The sequence below is a fragment of the Aerococcus sp. HMSC10H05 genome, from assembly GCF_001806975.1.
Lineage (GTDB): Bacteria > Bacillota > Bacilli > Lactobacillales > Aerococcaceae > Aerococcus > Aerococcus viridans_B.
This window is the reverse complement of record NZ_KV786967.1, coordinates 36,831-55,098: the sequence shown is the minus strand read 5'-3', so window position 1 is coordinate 55,098 and position 18,268 is coordinate 36,831. Positions and strand designations below refer to the sequence as shown.

The following is an 18,268-nucleotide window of genomic DNA, read 5'->3' as shown; positions in this document are numbered from 1 at the left end:
GGTCACCAACACTATTTGACACAGAACCATAATTACTCTGGTCTGCCAACCGGAGTTTTTTTATTGCTTTTTTTAGTTTAATCCACTTTATTGCATCAATGTAGTATTGGGATACTATGATAATGTAATAGTGTAATAGTAAGATAATATAATAGTGTAATAGTAAGATAGGATAATAGTATAATAGTGTAATAGTAAGATAGTATAATAGTGTAATAGTAAGATAGTGTAATAGTAAGATAGTGTAATAGTGTAATAGTAAGATAGTATAATAGTGTAATAGCGTAACTAATAGCAATAAAAAAACCAGTCCTAAGACTGGTTTTTTATTAATCTTGATAACCAAATACATTCACGCCGTAGACGTAATCTTGTACCCCTATACCTTTTGTTCCTTTAGGAGTATCTCCAATTTGGATAGATACCCACATATCTGTATAGTTAGTCATCATATTTTCGTAATGTCCTGGACTATTTTTCCAAGTATTGAATAGTTTACTAGCTAAGTATTCTTCTGAATATAGAGTGTATGGATTGCCGTTATAGATTGTAGCAGCTATATTTTCACTTCTAACGTAATTGTCCTCTAAGTAATCAAAGTCCGTTACGAATAATTCGCGTTCAACATTTTCGTTAGTAGGGCGGGTATGATCAAGTTTAGCTTCATTAGCCAGAACATAACAGTTCGCTCCTTTTTAATCGCTGTAATATTAATCTATTTTGAATGCACTTCTAGCCATGAAGAAATAGCTTCCCATGTAAGGTCTTTATCTGTAGCAATCGCTACCGTATAGTCTTCTATTTCTTTATTGCTAACGTTTAATGTCACACCGTTTAAACGTAAAAATGTATGAACCGCAACCAATGCGGTCCGCTTATTGGCATTGTGAAAACAGTGTTTCTGAACTAGTTTTTGGTACAATATGGCTGCTTTATCAAACATAGTCGGATAAAGTTCTTTATCAAATACAGCCTGTTTCGGTAAAGCGACACACATATTCAAAGCGGTTGGCTCCTTTACACCGATCTGCTCCTCAGGGCTGTAGCGTTGAATCTGCAGCGTATTAATCATAACTAATTCCCGTTCAGTTAAATAACGGATCATCGGCTAACGAGTCCTTCAAGTGCAACAGTGTAGTCATCCATCACTGCGTTAACCGTTGCTAAAAAATCGTCTTCTTTTTCGGCAGCTTTACGGATTTCAACGTGACCATCTTTGATAACATATTCAATGGAATCACCCAAGTTTAAGTTGAGTTGCTGTAAGACATCGGGTGGGAGTGTCGTAATCACGCTGTGTCCCGATTTACGTGTACTTCTTTGAATCATTTTCATATTTATCACCTCATACATATAGTATATACGTATGTATTAAATGATTCAAGTATATACGTATGTATTTTAATACCTTAATTCTGTTTGACTGGTTCTCTCACGCGTCTCTTTCATAAAATGATTAAATGGCTGTGCTTCTCCCGCTATCATTTTTTCAAGTGTCGCTATATTTTCTTGCGGCGAGGTGATTCCAGGATGTTTCTCAACAAATGCGGTAAGGGCATGCTCCTTTAACCAGTCGGTGCCACTTTTTTCTCCCGCCCATGTATGTGCAATTTCATTAGGGGTTTTTGTCGTGAGAATCCGATATTTCTGTGGTCCCGTTGTTTTTGAATGCAGCTCTAAATCATAAACACGATGTGTCCCAATCTGCGTAATGGGTTCAATCGTATGAATAGAAAAGAAAGCCTGTGCTAGCGCGCTATTTTTTGATTTTGACGCGTCTTTTAAGTTCACCTGCACATTTAGTTGTTCATGCTCTAAAAGTGTCTCTAAACGTGAAATAAGGGTATGAGAAACATGCTTTACTTCTTCCAGAGCCGTTTCGAGTTCCGTCACGTGTTCTAAATTCTGCGTCCATTGTGCCGTGTAGTGCAAGGAATGGGCTTTCGTATCTAAGCCAAACGCATGTGCCACCACATAGGCCGTCATTTCAGCTTGGTATTCTAAGACTGGTGTCTCCTGCAGCGCTTTTTCATTTTTTAAGGCTTTTGTCCCAGCCTCATTTAGAAAGCGGATTCATCGTATTTTCACATTCTTTTCACGAAGCTTTTGCTTGAAAGAGACCCACATGAGTCTTATAGTTAATTTATCAGAAAAGAAAAAGGAGAATGTACAATGAAGGAAGTACCAGAAACAAAGATTAAACTTACCGAGGCGAAAGATTTATTTGATCACGGTTATAATCTTTTATCGGTGATTCGTGAAGATGTCGATGCTCCGGTAGCAAAAGCAAAATTTTTAACTAAAGAAATAATTACGATATATGGTGAAGAAGCTGCTAAGAAATTCTATGATCCAACAAAGTTTAAACGTGAAGGGGCAATGCCTAAACCTGTATTGAAAACCTTGTTTGGAGAAGATGGCGTTCAAACCTTAGATGGAGAAGCTCATCATCATCGAAAGAATTATTTTATGGACTTAATGGTCCCAGAACGGATGGATGAGTACGCTGAAATCTTAGACAGACACCTAACAGAAAAAATGGAGGCACAATACGGAAAGTTTGAATTATTTGAGTTAGCGAATCTAGTGTTGTTTGAAGCCGTTGCAGAATGGTCTGGGATTAACTTGGATTGTTTAAGTGAAAATGAGATTAAAGATTTAGCTGAGAAACAAATTTCTATGATCAGTGGAGCAATTACCTCACCAACCGATCATATTAAAGGAATTTCTGATCGAAATGATTCGGAAGAGTGGGCACAAGAGTTAATTAAAGAAGCTCGCGAAAATCCTGTTCCAGGCAAAGAACATTTAGCTTTATATACTTTCGCTCAAGCGACAGATTTAGAGGGAGAATTATTGCCATTAGAAGTTGCGGCAGTTGAATTACTGAACATTATTCGTCCAACAGTCGCTTTAACTGTCTGGATGGTATTGATGGGACATGCTTTATTTGCTAAGGACGGTGTATATGATGAATTGAAAGCTGACTTTAAAAACTTACAAGATCCTTTCATTCAAGAGATGCGTCGATACTATCCTTTCTTCCCAATGCTACCAGCAATCGCAATTGATGATGTTGAAATCAATGGTTACCATATTCCTAAAGACACTTGGACAGTTTTAGACCTTTATGGTACGAATCATGATGAACGAACTGTAAATGACCCAGAAAAGTTTGAAATCCGTCGCTATCTAGGGCGTGCAAAAGATTTATCTTATGAAGAAGAATATGAAATGATTGCTCAAGGTGGAGGAAAATTCAGAGAAATGCACCGTTGTGCGGGAGAATGGATCACTTTACATAGTATGCGAGTATTCTCGGATCATTTAGTCAATAAGAATGAGTTCTCGATTCCGGAGCAGGATTGGGAAATTCCAATGAATCAGTTCCCAACCTATCCGAAAGATCGATCATTACTTTTTAAAGAATAAAAATAAGCTATAAGCAAAAAATAGGCTTTTGTCCCAGCCTATTTTTTATTCCTAATTACACTTTCTAAAAGACTTATTATTAACAATATAGAGAAAAATATCTCTACTTCTCTACTATCAAAAAAAACAGAAGATATTAATCCAAAAATACTAAACCAAAAAATATTCCCTTACTTTGTCCATAGCTCCTCCTTTATTTTTCATCATTTACCTTATATAAATAATCATAGAATATTTAGTATGAAGTATATCATAGTCAAAATACGCAAATTTAGGGTCGTTCATAACGTTTTATACATGATTGCATATAATAAAATACCCTATAATAGTTTTAAAACGCCTCTAACCTCCTAAATTTTCGATAGAGAATGTGCAATTTTTTCTATTTCTTTTAACAATTTATATTCTTGATTTGTAAATTTTAATTGTTCGAATAAAAAAATACTTGATAAAGTTTGATATAAAGCTCGTGATTAAGCTTCTGGAGTTTATTTACCTTTTTCAATTCTATCTTTTGAAGTATTTAATAACTTTATTGCTTGTTTTACGCCTGCATTATTTTGATTTCTGATTTAATTTCAGAAATTAAATCAGAAATCAAAATTAAAATACCTTTATCATTAGCATTTTGCAATTGTAGCACCTGCCCAACTAACTACTGAAATGTTTCCAATACAATTAACCGTTTTTCCCCAATTAACTGTACATTTTTTAGTGGTTGTATTACAAGTTACACCATTTCCATAATATACACTTTTAGCATATGCTGTTGGAGAGAAAGCTCCTACCAGACTAATTATTAAAAGTATATAGGGTACCCCAAAAATTAGTCTAACTTTTGGGGTCCCCTATATAGACTTATGTGATATGCATAAGTCTTTTTTGTATCGCCTTTTCATAGAAAGGAGATATGTCCAAAAGACAGGAATGTACCCTCATTATCTAAGTTCGAATAGGAAAGAAGTGTATTTTATAAGATTTCCTTATTTTGATTGACCTATATTAGAAAAGATATGTTCAAAGTTTTAACTTATGAATACGCATATTAATGTGATTATGGAGAATTAAGTTAGTAAATGATGCTCTATATTTTTTGGATTTGTGGATCAATATAGAGAGTTTTTCAAATATATTTGAATATATAAACGTACTAGTGTGTTTGAAAATGCCACACAGAGCAAATATGAGCTTTACACGGCATTTTTATTTTTAGAGACTACTTTCATTTTCTATTCTTTCAGCATTTTTAGATTGAGATTCATTTTCAAGATTTGAAATAACTTCACGCGTATGATAAATAGATTAATAATCTTCCAGATATATATTTCTTTCAACATTTCGCCTTCTTCATTGGTGAAATATTTAGTTATTGTAATTTTCGGAGGCGCTCTTGAATCTCTACGAATATATTTTTAGAATCTTCATCTATTTTTTCAATGGAATCATAGTTGATATTCCCATGATCCCTTTTAAATTCTAACCGATCTCATTCAACCTTCCATGGTCCCCTTTAAAATTCTAACCGGTCCTATACATCCTTTGCACGGTACCTTTAAAATTCTAACTGATCTCATTCAACCTTCCATGGCCCCTTTTAAATTCTAACTGGTCCTATACTTCCTTTGCATGATCCTTTTAAAACTCAAACCGAACCCGTAAAACCTCCCTTGATCCTCTTTAAAATGATTCAAGACCTGACTGCCTAACCTCCCATTCTCTCTTTAATCCTCTTGCCGTCCCTTTCGATTTGCCGCTTTAATTTATACCGATGGCTCTTGAAGACTTGATCAGATAAATACACCTTTTTCTCTGTTTGGCCTTGCTAGGCTTTACTAGATAAGCTAGGTATACATTGTGATTGTTAAAAAAAGGGTGGAAGAGCATAAGGGAAAATGGTGCATTTTTATCATTTTCTTGTTACAAGTTGTTACACCAATGAACCACTTTTTGCAAGTTCTTGATGCACTTTTAACCTTGATATAATAGGCTTTTGAAGCTTGTTGCATCAAGAAAAAGTTTGTGAAAAACGCCTTTTTTTCTTTAGGGCTTACACTTTAGTTAAGTAGATTTTTGAAAAAGCCTACCCATGCCTTTGGAAATTTTTTGAAGAAATTTACCTGAAGCCTAGCCTACCCTCTTTGGAGTGAATGCAAGATTTTTTCTCAAAACCTTGCCTAAGCTATTTGTATGAATATAAGATTTTTTTACAATTCCTTGGCTAAGCTTCTAATATAAATAGAAGTTTTTTTGATAAAGCTTCGCCTATCATTTTGGCTTGAACAGGAGATTTTTGGATGAAGCTTCGCCTATCATTTTGGTTTGAACAGGAAATTTTTGGATGAAGCTTCGCCAATTCTTCTGGTTTGAACAGGAAATTTTTGGATGAAGCCTTGCCTATTCTTTTGGTTTGAATAGGAGATTTTTGGATGGAGCCTTGCCTACACTTATATAATGAACAGTAATATTTTTGATGAAGCACTCGAAATATTTTTGACCTAACCCAAGCGAATGAACTAGACGAAGTGGAAGATAGTTTAGCTAAGACGGAGAATAAATGAAGTAAGGATATCATGCTGACACCCACTAGTAGTTCTGACCTTCCCACCGTATACTTAAATTGAAAAGCAAAAAATACCAGAAAGGCATTGGCCATCTGGTATCAAAAACATTATATAAAATTGTTTTACTACTGAATTGCTTGACGTTGTTCTGGATTCTGGATTGTTTGCGACTGGTTCTTCGTTCTCCGCTTCAACTTCTGAAGAAAAATCTAACGTATTCAATAGACCTTTTTCTAATGCCATAGATAAAACTAACTCACGTAGTTCGTTATCAGACATCGCAGCATCAATTGCATCCTTACGTTTAAAATTAACGTAGTGATCAAACTCTTTATCTAGTTGATCAGGAGTTCCTAGCCCCTCTTTAACTGACATCGTTAACTATGTTAGGAGATTTTGTCGGAATCGCTTGTCTGAATATCAATATAAACGAACTCTTCACCATACAAAGCAATTTGATAATTCAAATCGATGATTGTACCACGTAATCTTTTTTAGCAACTACAGTTGAAGCATTCTAAGTGATACTTAGTGACTCTTCATTTGCTTCAGTAATCAATATTTTTTTCTTTTTTTTATCTATTATCGTTTCAATTATTTCTTATAAAGTTAACATGAATAATTCTACGGGATTCATATAGAATTTCAACAATTCATCATTATACACCCTCTTAAGGTCATCCCTCTAATTGTTGATTTCTATAATTCATTAAGGCATACAGACATAATTTAAATAAATTGTTTATATAAATTATTATATGGATTTAAAAATTAATGTTGTTATATCAAGGTTAAAGGGAGGATGAACACCTAAATTGTCGGCTAGCAACGGCAAAAGTTGGCATTTATAACGATATAATGATTGGAAATTTTTAAAGCAAAAGATTTTAAAAAACTTGTTTCAAATTGCCATTTTATTGGTTTCAAATCCTGTTTGAAACCTATTTTTTTAAATTACTGGTTTCAAACTGCCATTCTATTTGTCATGCAAATGACAACCCCCCTGTTATATCAAGCTTTATTTTTACGCAAAGTACTTAAATCTTTAAATTAAACGTTATTTAACGAATAGAAATAAGGTTAAGTTACTAATTCACCGTTAAACAAATCGAACGTAAATTGGTAATTCAAACCTTTAATAGTTTATTGATCACCTTTAAATAAACCACAATAGGTAAAAAAAGTGGTTATAAATAAATAATTTCAAAACAGCTATAACAAAAGTGATAAAATGTGGTTTTTACTACGTAAAATGTTGTAATAAACACAAAACCACTTATTTAAGTTATTGTGGTGATTGATTACGTAAAATGTGGTTTTTTAACGTGCAAAAACCTTGATACATACGGCTTTTGAATTGCGTAAAGTCTTTAAATATAAATATATATATCGTTCATTGACCTGATCAGAGTGAAAACAAATACTTTCAACAAGCAGTAGCTATAAATCTTGCTTTATGTCACCAAATATTTTCGTCATTTAACCCAATAAGGACGAAAATATATGTAAAAATTTGTTAACACCACCATTATTTTTCGTCATTCCCTTTATTAAGACGAAAAATATAAATATATTCGTTTTGAATGCCAATTTCTTTCGTCATTAGAATGTAAATGACGAAAGAAAATAAAAGAATCGTCATTAACGCCCACTTTTGTCGTTATATGCAGCAATAAATAAGAAATCTCCTTTTAAATAACGACAACTTTAGACTTTTGTCGTTATCAACACCAACTTTTGTCGTCAATAATGATAAACTACAACGACAAATTTCAGATTTGTCGTCAAGGAAGACACTTTGTATATTGAGAAATCACGAGAAATTTACGTATCATATATTAAATTTTTTAGTGAAATAATGAACCTTTTATATATCGTAAATACTTTATCTTTTATACCTTTTGGATAAAAATAAACCCAATGATATCAAGGGATACAGCGATTAAATGACGAGAAAATACTGTGTTTATATGTGGATAAGACGAGAAAAAACTGTGTATTAAACGAATTGCATTAATTTTTTTCGTCCTTTGATGTATACCAAAAAATAGAGAAATCTTCCCTCCGTCCGAATACCCATTTTAGTATAAGGGTCCCTATCTCAAAAAAAATTGATGCTCATCAAGAAAATCATTTCTTAATAGACGCTAGGCTTCTCTATTAAATTCAACTGAAATAATTAAAGGTATGAAGTCATTCCCTCCAAACAAAAATTTCATTAAAGTAGGGCCTAAAAAAAGAATAGCAACTATACTTTGTCAAAAGACCTAATTGCTATTTTTTTGCTTGTTATTCTTCAATTACCAAACGTCTTGCCTTGCAGGATATTTAGGAGATATGATTCAAAAAACGGGTGGCGCAATAAAGTTAAGATTTAATCCAGAGTCTTCAAAAAAAGGCAAAAGCGGTTCTTATCGAATCATTTATTTCATTGCGATGGAAGCTATTTATGCCTTTTTAGATGTATACCCTTAAAGTAAAAAAGAGTCTTTGACAGATAAAGACAAAAAAGAAAACAAACAATTTATCACTGATTTTAAAAAATAGTTAAAAATAGGAGCTAATTAATATGCGTGATACACTAAAAGACAGTATGAGTGAATTAATAAAGTTCGCTCATAACAAACCAAATAAAGTTATGGTTAGAAAGTACACATTAAATAATCTACCGGAATACAATCCATCGGCTGTCAAAACAGTCCGTAACAAAACACAAATGACACAAAAAGTTTTTTCCAATCTTTTAGGAGTATCGGTTAGAACGGTTGAAGCTTGGGAAACTGGAAAATCACATCCAAACGGTAGTGCTAGAAGATTACTACAATTAATCGAACAAAATCCTGAATGGTTGAAGAAATCGAATATGCTTCCGCAAAAGGATAATTATTTTGGCAGCGATATATATACAGATTAGAATATCTTTTTTGTTTAGCGAGCTCTACTTTGTTCGACACAAACGACGAAAAAACTGATTGATCTTGCCTAAAAATGAGACCGAAACGGCCACATTTCAGGTCTCTTTTTTTGCTCAAAACAGCTACGTTTTGAACGGGTTTATCAAGGGTATTAGTGGGGCAGAGTGTTCCCCAACAAGGTCGTTTGCGGCACGAAGTGGCTAGTAAACATAGAATTTGCCAAACCTACAAGCCTCTTGTCCTATTAGGACAAGTTAGAAAAATTGGTGTGCTATATTGAATTTAAATACACCTAGGGGCTGATAAAATGACCACAGCAAATGCACATATTGGGGAAGGTATGAGCTACGGAGGTTTGTCTAAAAGCCATTACGAATTAGACTCTCAAGCTTCAGCAATCAGAGACCAAAAACAAATATAGCTTTCAAATTCATGAACATGTAATTTTGAACAAAACTGCGTACACAGAATTACAAGCTAAGCAGAATCAGATGATCGAGAAGAGAAACCAAAAATATATAGAACGTGGCGAACATAAGAAAGTAGACGGCAATATTGATAATTTTTTACCAAAAAGAACAAGAACACCAGAATCAATCACTTTCAATCAAATAATTTTCCGTTAGTAATTACTGCATCAAATTATGACGATTACGAAAATTTCGCTCAAGCACTAAGGGATAGTGGTGTAACTGAAAACGACTTGAGACATGCATACGTAAAGACTTTGAAGAAGTCTGTTGAAGATATCAATGGGTTAAGTATTGTTGGTTTGGAAATTGATGAGTATTACATACATGCAAACCAAAAAGGCGTACCACATTGATAATGTATATAAAAAACACAATGGAGCGATTTTGAACAAGTGCATATGCCTCCGAATAAAATAAAAAATAATCATTTACAATCACAGCAACATTTATAATAGCTGTGCTTGCACAAGCAATAATCAGCGTAAAAAAAAGAACCCCACCATATTGGTAGGGCCGTTTTTAGAATAAATCATCATGCGTGCCAGTTCTAATTAAAGTCAGGATCAATTGATCGTTATCTACTTTATAGACCAGCAACCAGTCTTTCTCAATATGTAATTCACGAAAACCAGCATATTGACCTTTTAACATATGGTCATGGTATTGTGTACGCAAAGTTTCTTTTTCACCATTGATAATGAGTTTGATAACTTGAGCAAGCTTATCCATATCATAGTGTTTTTTCTTAAACTTTTTGTAATCCCGTTTGAAATTTGAAGTCCTACTAATCTTCATTTAAATCTTCCCAAAATTCATCAAAATTTTCAAAGGTTTCTAAATGACCTTCTTTAACTTCTCGTAGGGCATTTTCAGTTTCAATATTTCTTTTAATTTCAAATGGGACTTTATTTTCACGGACACTTTGTCTTAAAAATGTATTAATAGCTGTAGACGTGTTCATACCTAAATCTTCAAATAATTCGGCAGCTTCTTCTTTAAGGTCTTTATCCACTCTTATGGTAATTGTAGAAGATTCAGATTTGTTGCTTTTTCCTTTAGTCACTCTTTTAGGTGAAGTACGTGTTTTACGAGCTTTTTCCATATCATATACCACCTTTCTTATATAAAACATTGTAACACATTAGTGTTACAATGTTAATACAATAACCTACAATCGAAACGCCCAAGTATTCAAACTAAAGGTTGCCTAGATTTGAATTGACTTTTTTTAAATGAGATTAACTCTACGAAAGTATGGAAACGCAAAAAAACACAGGATATCAAAGGACTCTTGTGCTTTTTTCAAAATCTAAAAAAATTTAGAATGAATGATGTAACTACACTAACTCAACTATTAGTTTTTTATTCGTTGCATTTGCAATAGATACAATAGTATCCAAAGAAGCATTCACTTCACGAGATTCAATTCTACCTATAGTGGACTGCGGTTTACCAACCAATTCAGCAAATTCACGTTGGCTTAAACCTAGATTTTTGCGAATATTGTAGATTTGATCTGCAATCCGATTCTGTACTTTTTCATTTTCCCATTCTTCAGCGAATCCTGGCTCTTTTAATTCTCTTTCTGCAGCATATTCTTCTAATACTCTATTCATCTGATTTCCTCCTAACAAAGTATAATTTACGCCGATTTTTCCCACGTTCAATTTCACGTTTTGGCGTTTTCTGATCTTTCTTAGTGAAGAAGTGCGTAATAATATATCGTGAATCCTTTACATGGAAGTAAATCCCACGTTGTATATTATTACTAGATTTCGACCTAATTTCGAATAAGTTATCATCCAATTTCTTAACCCATTGGTTTTCGATGGATGATTGAATGCCTCTAATTTCAATATTATCAATCATAGACATCACTTTAATTGCATCTTTTGAGGGCAATTTATCTAAGAATTTTTTAAACTCTTCTTCATCAAAAAATTCAAATTCATTTTTTTGTTAACCATATTTATATGATAGCACAGATGCTATCAATTGTCACTCCATTCATTATTAAGAGATAGCACATTAATCAACCACTTCCAAATCACTGTCTGAAGCTTTTGCTACTGCTTGTTTGATAATTTTTGAATCATCTTTAATTTCACGAAGCGATATTCGTCTGTTGCCTACTTTGAATTCTGAATCATAAGTTTGTTCTAGTTCATTCCAGTAGGCAAAATCAATATTATCAGCTGAAATTTCATCTGTATCTACAACTGTTGTGACTGAAAAAGAAGAGAAATTTGAACGTGTAGAGAAAAAGTCCAACGAAAAATGGCCAACAATAAACGCTAAAATTGAAGCTGCTAACTTACATTTTCGGAAAGTAAAAAAGCGTTAGAAGATGAAAAAATGCTAAAAAATAAGCTGAAATGGCATTGAGAAAAGAACGTCATAAATTAAGAACAGAGCGACTAGACAGTCAGCTTGATTTGTTAGATAGTGTTGAAGAATCATTGAGTATTTATGATCCAACTGGTAATTAGTATTTAAGTTATGCGGAACATCATGATTTAACTAAAGATTATCTTGTCCATTGTGCCGTGTAGTGCAAGGAATGAGCTTTCGTATCTAAGCTAAACGCATGTGCCACCACATAGGCCGTCATTTCAACTTGGTATTCTAATACTGGTGTCTCCTGCAGCGCTGTTTCTTTTTGCGCCATTTTTTTCGGATAGTGCATTGCTACATGCGCCAGCTCATGTATAAGCGTATGAATGGATTCGCTTTCATTATTACGATCACTTAATACAATCGTATGCATATCAGGCCGGTAGTATCCTTTAGCAGGACTGTTACTGATTTTCGCTGCTTGAACCCCTATCTGTTCTTCCTTGGCATAACACAATAACATTTTCTTCAAAATCACCATCTGTTTCCCCGCATACTGAAAGTCTTTTTTTCGATTTGGAAACAAATCGGGATGATCTTCTGGCTGCGCATTTGTTTGCGTCACATCAAAGACCGTCCCCAACTTAAAGCTGACCCGTTTTCGTGTCTCAACTGTTGTTTTATGGGCTGGAAAATCCTATTTTTCTTCTTTTGTGGCAACACTCAGGTTTTTCCAGGTTCCCTGTTTCGTCTTGAATTGCTTGATTTCAACCGGTACAAAAATCTTGATGCCTTTTTCCCCTTTTAAGACAGATAATCCCCAATCTTTAAACGTCTTAAAAGACGCAACGCCAAACGCACCTTTAAATTGAGAATGAATCAATAACTGATTCTTCAACGAATAATCATAAACTGACTCATAAAAACGAGAAAAGCTTCTAACTCTTTCGGATCTGTCGCATAGTTGCGTAAGTTGACATCCATCTCATCGGTTAGGCCATCAATTTCTAATTTCCGTTCTTCTGCTGTTTTCTTTTTATAGTTGTAGGCCATGACGTTTCCCCTTTCAGATTACTCAGACAACCTGCTTCAATACCGTATCAAGCATGACAAAATAGCTTTCTTCTTCTCCAAGAGATACTTCAAATTCCGCTATTAAATCATCTCTTATCGTCACCTGTATGTCTTTTTTTTCTTCCAAGAGATAAAACGTCACTGTATTTTCTTCTTCAATATTTACAAGCATCGCTAAGGCCTTCGGCATCCCGATACCCCCCTCTCACATGTTTATTCCTGTGTTCTTTTCTTGATTATTATATCTATATTTAACTTAAAATAACGGTATAAAACAAGAAAAGCTATTGACTTAAGGTCTCACTTAACCTAGCAGAGGAGAGGGAAAGGAGCAAGTGGGCATAGTTGTACCCTAGTCATGCAAAATTTAAAAAATAATTCTGCAAACTAGGGTCAACACGTGTGCTATTTATTTGAATATTTAGCGTCGGATCGGTCAGTCGCTGCTTCACATCTGTATGCGTCGGTGTTGTTCGTGCAACACACCTAAAACTCTCTTAAAATCCTCCCTAAGAGCTTCGTTTTAGGCTACCGGGCTTTCGGCCCAGCAGGATTACCACCCCCACCGTTCAATCGGCCGTAGTTGCCATTCAGGGAAAGAGTGCATACAGTGACCTCTTTTGATCCCCTATCGCTAGTTATTGAAGTGGCTAGCGCCTAACCTGTCCCCTTAGTCCCAGTTTTTCATGGCTGCAGCTTGTCCCCTACAGTTTTAAAAAAGAGGATGCGTCAAGTTACTGTTGGATTAATATATGCTAAACTAAGCGAAGGAATCCTCACTTTCGATTTTTGGTTTGCGCTTAAATTGACAATTGAAGATTCAATTTTCCAAGAGTAATTTTACGCTAACCATTATTAATGCACGAACAAACATACGTTGTATTTATAATGTTTCACGTGAAACATTATAAATACTTTTAAATATCCTAATTAATATCAAGGAGTATTTATTAATATACTTATATCTATTTATTAAAAAAAACAATCTTTCTTTCTACTATTATTTCCTATACCAGATAAATAATCTGCTTAAATATTTCAGCATTAGAATTAATATTACGCTGACTTAAATAATTTAAGTTATACACCTCAAGAATTTTTTATAATACGCATCTCTTATATAGGTATAGTGGAAGTACAAAATACTTAGACTAACATAATACTTTAAGGAAGAAGTATAACTTTCTTTTGATACTAGCTGTCCATTTTGTGTATACTCTTCTCAAAAATGAAATCAGTAAATAATGTTTCACGTGAAACATTAGTATTATGAATGATTATTTTCATGTTTTAAAAAAAGTCATCCATAATAGTCTGTAATTTGATTTTACATATGTAGTGAAAATTTTTAAAGATATACTTCAGATAACGTTAACAGGAAATAGTGAGGTAAGGTGGGTCTCACGTTGCACTTAATTTTACAATTGAAGATACAAAAAAATTAACGTTTCCCCTCTTCTATCTAAACCTCATTCAATATATAACAATATGATTATTAATTTATTTCTGATAAGAATTATGTTCATTTTTATAGATAGCTTTTAGATACTTTTCACATCTGAATCGCAGCACTATATACATTAAAATTAAATCTACCATTATTACATTATTTAGCAATTCAATTAGTCGTCAATATTAATTAGTTTTATACAATTGTTTACTTTAATCATTAAATTCCTAAACTCTAGTATAAATCATCTGAGTATAGACAAGTGAAGTTTTAGCGAATATATTATTTGGACCATAAAATATTAATAATAATGTAGACACGTGTAACAACACCACCATACCTAGTATCTATACTATACATTCAGATGACGAAATCAATATTATAGCGAATAATGATAATGCAGCTTGTTCATTGTCCTACTTTATATTACTAGTGGATACATTGTCTAGTTACAAATTTTTTAACTAAATAAATTAGATAATGAATGATTGAAGATCTATCTAATAATAGAAGTAAAATATAGTGAGTTCTCATCTTATATATATATAATAATAATGTTTCACGTGAAACATTATAGATGATATGAATTGATCTTATTATACTTACTACTTGCACGCACAGACCGACTTGGTAACTAGCATGAGTGTAGAGTATTTGATAGTAATTAAGCTACGAGAATAGGCTATAAATTAAAATTGTGTCGTATATTAGTGTTTAATCTAATTAGAGATAAGGGATAGTGGATAGTAGCTGAGCTGGTGTGTATTTGTTTTATTTTATAGTTAAGGATAAAACTAGTGTCTAGTTAGGCTTGAACTTGCTATAAGTAAAGGGAACCATGAAATCCTTATTCATCCTTCTAGTAGAGAAAATCCCCACACCTTTATTTACTTTATACCAATTCAACAATAATACCTTCCACTATAAATGATTTTCTATGATAATAAAGTTAGATGAGTCAAAATTTGTTAGACTATTAGAAAATTACTATTTTTAAGTCTTAATCAGAACTAAAAAGGGAGATAATCATGATTCTAGGGCAATATATAGTTTTTAATAAAAAGAGTAATGTTTCACGTGAAACATTACTCTTTTTTACTTCTATACAAATCTTAAAGATAGAAATAGTAGGTTATCTCTATCCAGTAAATAGGCATGTATTTCTGCTCATTTGAAGACAAATCTCAATAGATCCCCAATAATGAAATATTACGCTGTGATTTGAGGAAGAATAGAAACTAGTTATATATGCAACAATATTAAAAATATAGTGACTAATATATTATATATTACCTAGATAAAAGGAGGAAGTGCAGATAATTAATGTCTTGATAGTCGATTAAATACTACTTATACTCACATGAAATGCTATAGTTTAACAAATTACTTTCCCATTACTAGTTTATACAGAGATAAACTACTATAAAGTACGGAATAGCAATAATTCTGGAAAGTCATTTAAAATTTCTATATGACTTATTTTATCGATTAGCATCTCAAAATATTTTTATATATTACTGAACAGTAGATATATATTTGATAAACAAAGCGCCATATGACCTCATATCCCATGTTTCCATATATTTCTTTCTTCTTTTCTTTATCATCAAAATCCCTTTTATTATTAATATCCTTCTTTATAATAGAATACTTCTTTATCTTTTTTTCCAAATTTGTTTGTGAAATTTCACATCCAGTTTATTGAGTAGGGTACTATTTATTAATTATCTTCTTCTATATTTTGATTTCTTCACTTATTTACCTTTAGCTGCCCAATTATTCATCTATTTACTTTCATCCAAATTTTTATATTTTAGTTTCCATATCAAAATCATCTTTCAATTCATTTTATTCTTCTCAAAAATTACATTTTTTTCAGCTTATATTTACGCTCTGTACTACAACAATTAATAAATATTTATGTTAGAAATCCTTACATCAATAATCATTATATTTCATTTTCCTTTGTATATAGAATTATTCAATAGCAGTAGCTGCTCCTTTTATACTCTCTACAAATTACCTTATATGTTTCATGTGAAATATCATTTTAAATAATCTAGGTATTATAGCTAGTCATTTCCACATGTGAATAACTTTTTAATTTATAAAATTCTTTCAAAAACATTTTTATCCACAGCTGTTTTCCTTATTCATTATCCTTTACCGAACGTAGTTTCGCCTTAATAACAAGTTTATCCACAGATGTTTGTTTCCTTTCTGCCTTTATTTCTATCTATTACTGGATGAATGATAAGGTCTTGTATAAAATAATTATTGAAATTTTTTAAGGAGCTAAAACTACCTGTTCTATTCAATCCTTACTAAATAGGAATCTTTTTACATACAGTTTTTTAAAGATGAGCATTTTAATGCTAATGACGATAGTAGAAACACCAATTATTCCGATACTGTTCCGTCAAGAAGTTATGCCAGTAAATAACCGTATAAAATACTACGACTATGCACATAATCCAGCAGATAACTTTGGATGGTATACAGTTGAAGTAACGGCTGACGCACCTGTTTCAGAATAAGTAAGCAGTTAAATATTATTCAACTTTCAGTAGTTAAAAATTAGGGCGTATATGGACAATGTTCATATACGCTCATTTTATGAGTATTTTTTAATTTAAAATGTCTTTTATTAGATTTTTTTCATTTTACCTCTTGCAATCCATTTTATTTTACGTTATATTAAATTCACATTAGAAAACGAAAGAGGTAGTCTCATGAAAAAGACAGCACAAGTGGTCATTATTATTAATAAACAGGACTTTACGAATTAGTGGTTTTCACTAATAAAAAATCGTAAGTCCTATTCGTGCTTGTTAAATGCTGAATGGGACTTAGGCCTCCCATCAGCGTGTGGGAGGCCTTTTCTTTTGCTAATAAATTGCTGACATTATTACTTTAGATTTAAACTTAAAGGAGTTGCTCATTATGACTGACAAATTAAACTGGGATGAATTAGATTTTTCTTATACAGAAGTACCATATCGTTGGCGTGCATATTGGAAGAACGGCGAATGGTATAAAGCAGGATTAGAAACTGATCCACAATTACCAATTCATGAAGCTTCGCCTATTGTAAACTACGGTCAAGGGGTATTTGAAGGTAACAAAGCTTATGGTACAAAAGACGGTAAAATCGTTTTATTCCGTCCAGATGAATTTGGTGAACGTTTAAACCGTGGTGCTCGTCGTATGGCGATGCCAGAAGTACCAGTTGAAGAATTTGTCCGTGCTTGTAAGGAAGTTGTTAAAGCAAATCGTGATTATGTGCCACCGTATGGTCATAATGGTGCGGCTATGTTTATTCGTCCTATGTTATTAGGTATTGGTGACCACGTACAAGTATCAGCAGCTGAAGAATATTTATTTACGATTTATGTAACACCAGTTGGTCCTTTATACAAAGGTGGTCTAGCACCTCATCATTACATTATCGATCACGAGCATGACCGTGTAGCAGCTGATGGTACGGGTAATATCAAAGCAACAGCTAACTATGCTTCAACATTAGCTACTGCAAAACGTATTCAAGAAGCAGGTTACGATGATGTATTATACTTAGATCCAGCAACACATACTAAAGTAGATGAATTCTCATCAGCAAACTTCTTTGCAATCGAAAAAGATACAAATAAATTTGTAACACCTAAATCAGATACAGTATTACCTTCAATTACTAAAAAATCATTACTTTGGTTAGCTGAACATCGTTTAGGCTTAGAAGTTGAAGAGGGTGATATTAAAGTAGATGATTTTGATAGATATGCTGAAGCTGGTGCTATGGGGAATGCGGCAGTTATCTCTCCAGCTGGTTCTGTAACATACAAAGACAACCGTCATGTATTCTACTCTGAAACAGAAGTTGGTCCAGTATCACAAAAATTATACAAAGAATTAACGGGTATCCAATTTGGTGAATTAGAAGCACCTGAAGGATGGATTGTAGACGTTGATGAAGATTAATCATTTCACCAAATGCCTTTCAATCTAATGATTTGAAAGGATGACTATAAA

21 protein-coding genes are annotated in these 18,268 nt (G+C 32.9%); 6 read left to right on the top strand and 15 right to left on the bottom strand.

Annotated features, from left to right (window positions below):
- Positions 1-329 precede the first annotated feature (329 nt).
- From HMPREF3116_RS09280 to HMPREF3116_RS03265, 4 genes are all read right to left on the bottom strand, one after another.
- A complete protein-coding gene (locus HMPREF3116_RS09280) occupies positions 330-452 on the bottom strand; it encodes a hypothetical protein (RefSeq protein WP_256365716.1) in 123 nt (40 codons plus the stop codon).
- Positions 453-715: 263 nt separating this feature from the next.
- Positions 716-1,105 carry a type II toxin-antitoxin system death-on-curing family toxin gene (locus HMPREF3116_RS03275; protein ID WP_083272744.1) on the bottom strand — a complete coding sequence of 130 codons (390 nt, stop codon included), beginning with the start codon at positions 1,103-1,105 and terminating at the stop codon, positions 716-718.
- The gene (locus HMPREF3116_RS03270) at positions 1,102-1,329 is read right to left on the bottom strand and encodes an AbrB/MazE/SpoVT family DNA-binding domain-containing protein (protein ID WP_148129216.1); all 228 of its coding nucleotides are present in this window, start codon (positions 1,327-1,329) and stop codon (positions 1,102-1,104) included. Before HMPREF3116_RS03270 ends, HMPREF3116_RS03275 begins: the two co-directional genes overlap by 4 nt.
- Positions 1,330-1,401: 72 nt before the next feature.
- A complete protein-coding gene (locus HMPREF3116_RS03265; protein ID WP_070467769.1) occupies positions 1,402-1,986 on the bottom strand; it encodes a hypothetical protein in 585 nt (194 codons plus the stop codon).
- Positions 1,987-2,172: 186 nt separating this feature from the next.
- On the opposite strand from HMPREF3116_RS03265, the gene HMPREF3116_RS03260 reads away from it, so the two are divergent.
- Complete coding sequence (locus HMPREF3116_RS03260) at positions 2,173-3,432, top strand: cytochrome P450 (RefSeq protein ID WP_070467768.1); 1,260 nt, start codon at positions 2,173-2,175, stop codon at positions 3,430-3,432.
- 620 nt (positions 3,433-4,052) lie between these two features.
- Here the strand turns inward: HMPREF3116_RS03260 and HMPREF3116_RS08875 are convergent.
- Together HMPREF3116_RS08875 and HMPREF3116_RS09145 are read right to left on the bottom strand one after the other, a co-directional pair.
- Positions 4,053-4,223: a leucocin A/sakacin P family class II bacteriocin gene (locus HMPREF3116_RS08875; RefSeq protein WP_246819038.1), complete on the bottom strand. Its 171-nt coding sequence runs from the start codon at positions 4,221-4,223 to the stop codon at positions 4,053-4,055.
- 1,821 nt (positions 4,224-6,044) lie between these two features.
- Positions 6,045-6,368: a hypothetical protein gene (locus HMPREF3116_RS09145; RefSeq protein ID WP_246819036.1), complete on the bottom strand. Its 324-nt coding sequence runs from the start codon at positions 6,366-6,368 to the stop codon at positions 6,045-6,047.
- 1,962 nt (positions 6,369-8,330) lie between these two features.
- On the opposite strand from HMPREF3116_RS09145, the gene HMPREF3116_RS08970 reads away from it, so the two are divergent.
- The 3 genes from HMPREF3116_RS08970 to HMPREF3116_RS09275 all read left to right on the top strand — a co-directional run bounded on the left by HMPREF3116_RS08970 (position 8,331) and on the right by HMPREF3116_RS09275 (position 9,534).
- A complete protein-coding gene (locus HMPREF3116_RS08970; protein ID WP_168125779.1) occupies positions 8,331-8,468 on the top strand; it encodes a hypothetical protein in 138 nt (45 codons plus the stop codon).
- 94 nt (positions 8,469-8,562) lie between these two features.
- Positions 8,563-8,907 carry a helix-turn-helix domain-containing protein gene (locus HMPREF3116_RS03245; RefSeq protein WP_070467766.1) on the top strand — a complete coding sequence of 115 codons (345 nt, stop codon included), beginning with the start codon at positions 8,563-8,565 and terminating at the stop codon, positions 8,905-8,907.
- A gap of 492 nt (positions 8,908-9,399) precedes the next feature.
- Positions 9,400-9,534 (top strand): hypothetical protein, encoded by a 135-nt coding sequence (locus tag HMPREF3116_RS09275; RefSeq protein ID WP_256365715.1) that lies wholly within the window; start codon positions 9,400-9,402, stop codon positions 9,532-9,534.
- A 366-nt stretch (positions 9,535-9,900) separates the two neighbouring features.
- Here the strand turns inward: HMPREF3116_RS09275 and HMPREF3116_RS03240 are convergent, their stop codons facing one another.
- The 9 genes from HMPREF3116_RS03240 to HMPREF3116_RS03205 all read right to left on the bottom strand — a co-directional run bounded on the left by HMPREF3116_RS03240 (position 9,901) and on the right by HMPREF3116_RS03205 (position 12,979).
- Positions 9,901-10,176 (bottom strand): type II toxin-antitoxin system YafQ family toxin, encoded by a 276-nt coding sequence (locus HMPREF3116_RS03240; protein WP_003143327.1) that lies wholly within the window; start codon positions 10,174-10,176, stop codon positions 9,901-9,903.
- Positions 10,166-10,483 carry a type II toxin-antitoxin system RelB/DinJ family antitoxin gene (locus HMPREF3116_RS03235; protein ID WP_050774130.1) on the bottom strand — a complete coding sequence of 106 codons (318 nt, stop codon included), beginning with the start codon at positions 10,481-10,483 and terminating at the stop codon, positions 10,166-10,168. The genes HMPREF3116_RS03240 and HMPREF3116_RS03235 overlap by 11 nt, the downstream gene beginning before the upstream one ends.
- Before the next feature lie 235 nt (positions 10,484-10,718).
- Positions 10,719-10,997 (bottom strand): helix-turn-helix domain-containing protein, encoded by a 279-nt coding sequence (locus tag HMPREF3116_RS03230; RefSeq protein ID WP_070467765.1) that lies wholly within the window; start codon positions 10,995-10,997, stop codon positions 10,719-10,721.
- Positions 10,990-11,250: a type II toxin-antitoxin system RelE/ParE family toxin gene (locus HMPREF3116_RS03225; RefSeq protein ID WP_371440299.1), complete on the bottom strand. Its 261-nt coding sequence runs from the start codon at positions 11,248-11,250 to the stop codon at positions 10,990-10,992. The genes HMPREF3116_RS03230 and HMPREF3116_RS03225 overlap by 8 nt, the downstream gene beginning before the upstream one ends.
- 159 nt (positions 11,251-11,409) lie before the next feature.
- Complete coding sequence (locus tag HMPREF3116_RS03220; protein WP_070467763.1) at positions 11,410-11,652, bottom strand: hypothetical protein; 243 nt, start codon at positions 11,650-11,652, stop codon at positions 11,410-11,412.
- Between the two features lie 256 nt (positions 11,653-11,908).
- Positions 11,909-12,340: an ImmA/IrrE family metallo-endopeptidase gene (locus HMPREF3116_RS03215; protein WP_070467762.1), complete on the bottom strand. Its 432-nt coding sequence runs from the start codon at positions 12,338-12,340 to the stop codon at positions 11,909-11,911.
- 72 nt (positions 12,341-12,412) lie between these two features.
- A complete protein-coding gene (locus HMPREF3116_RS03210; RefSeq protein WP_070467761.1) occupies positions 12,413-12,598 on the bottom strand; it encodes a hypothetical protein in 186 nt (61 codons plus the stop codon).
- An 11-nt stretch (positions 12,599-12,609) separates the two neighbouring features.
- Positions 12,610-12,768, bottom strand: coding sequence for a hypothetical protein (locus HMPREF3116_RS08965; protein WP_168125777.1), 159 nt, complete (start codon positions 12,766-12,768; stop codon positions 12,610-12,612).
- Between the two features lie 22 nt (positions 12,769-12,790).
- The gene (locus tag HMPREF3116_RS03205; RefSeq protein ID WP_070467760.1) at positions 12,791-12,979 is read right to left on the bottom strand and encodes a hypothetical protein; all 189 of its coding nucleotides are present in this window, start codon (positions 12,977-12,979) and stop codon (positions 12,791-12,793) included.
- A 3,632-nt stretch (positions 12,980-16,611) separates the two neighbouring features.
- On the opposite strand from HMPREF3116_RS03205, the gene HMPREF3116_RS08960 reads away from it, so the two are divergent.
- A complete protein-coding gene (locus HMPREF3116_RS08960; protein ID WP_168125772.1) occupies positions 16,612-16,776 on the top strand; it encodes a hypothetical protein in 165 nt (54 codons plus the stop codon).
- A 406-nt stretch (positions 16,777-17,182) separates the two neighbouring features.
- Entirely contained in the window at positions 17,183-18,217 is a 1,035-nt protein-coding gene (locus HMPREF3116_RS03200) for a branched-chain amino acid aminotransferase (RefSeq protein WP_070467759.1), read from the top strand.
- Positions 18,218-18,268 lie beyond the last annotated feature (51 nt).

Bases quoted from the DNA above. Each gene is read 5' to 3' on its own strand.
- HMPREF3116_RS09280 (WP_256365716.1), bottom strand. From the start codon at position 452: ATGATGACTAACTATACAGATATGTGGGTATCTATCCAAATTGGAGAT.
- HMPREF3116_RS03275 (WP_083272744.1), bottom strand. From the start codon at position 1,105: ATGATCCGTTATTTAACTGAACGGGAATTAGTTATGATTAATACGCTG.
- HMPREF3116_RS03270 (WP_148129216.1), bottom strand. From the start codon at position 1,329: ATGATTCAAAGAAGTACACGTAAATCGGGACACAGCGTGATTACGACA.
- HMPREF3116_RS03265 (WP_070467769.1), bottom strand. From the start codon at position 1,986: ATGACGGCCTATGTGGTGGCACATGCGTTTGGCTTAGATACGAAAGCC.
- HMPREF3116_RS03260 (WP_070467768.1), top strand. From the start codon at position 2,173: ATGAAGGAAGTACCAGAAACAAAGATTAAACTTACCGAGGCGAAAGAT.
- HMPREF3116_RS09145 (WP_246819036.1), bottom strand. From the start codon at position 6,368: ATGTCAGTTAAAGAGGGGCTAGGAACTCCTGATCAACTAGATAAAGAG.
- HMPREF3116_RS08970 (WP_168125779.1), top strand. From the start codon at position 8,331: ATGATTCAAAAAACGGGTGGCGCAATAAAGTTAAGATTTAATCCAGAG.
- HMPREF3116_RS03245 (WP_070467766.1), top strand. From the start codon at position 8,563: ATGCGTGATACACTAAAAGACAGTATGAGTGAATTAATAAAGTTCGCT.
- HMPREF3116_RS09275 (WP_256365715.1), top strand. From the start codon at position 9,400: ATGATCGAGAAGAGAAACCAAAAATATATAGAACGTGGCGAACATAAG.
- HMPREF3116_RS03240 (WP_003143327.1), bottom strand. From the start codon at position 10,176: ATGAAGATTAGTAGGACTTCAAATTTCAAACGGGATTACAAAAAGTTT.
- HMPREF3116_RS03235 (WP_050774130.1), bottom strand. From the start codon at position 10,483: ATGGAAAAAGCTCGTAAAACACGTACTTCACCTAAAAGAGTGACTAAA.
- HMPREF3116_RS03230 (WP_070467765.1), bottom strand. From the start codon at position 10,997: ATGAATAGAGTATTAGAAGAATATGCTGCAGAAAGAGAATTAAAAGAG.
- HMPREF3116_RS03225 (WP_371440299.1), bottom strand. From the start codon at position 11,250: ATGATTGATAATATTGAAATTAGAGGCATTCAATCATCCATCGAAAAC.
- HMPREF3116_RS08965 (WP_168125777.1), bottom strand. From the start codon at position 12,768: ATGGCCTACAACTATAAAAAGAAAACAGCAGAAGAACGGAAATTAGAA.
- HMPREF3116_RS03205 (WP_070467760.1), bottom strand. From the start codon at position 12,979: ATGCCGAAGGCCTTAGCGATGCTTGTAAATATTGAAGAAGAAAATACA.
- HMPREF3116_RS08960 (WP_168125772.1), top strand. From the start codon at position 16,612: ATGCTAATGACGATAGTAGAAACACCAATTATTCCGATACTGTTCCGT.
- HMPREF3116_RS03200 (WP_070467759.1), top strand. From the start codon at position 17,183: ATGACTGACAAATTAAACTGGGATGAATTAGATTTTTCTTATACAGAA.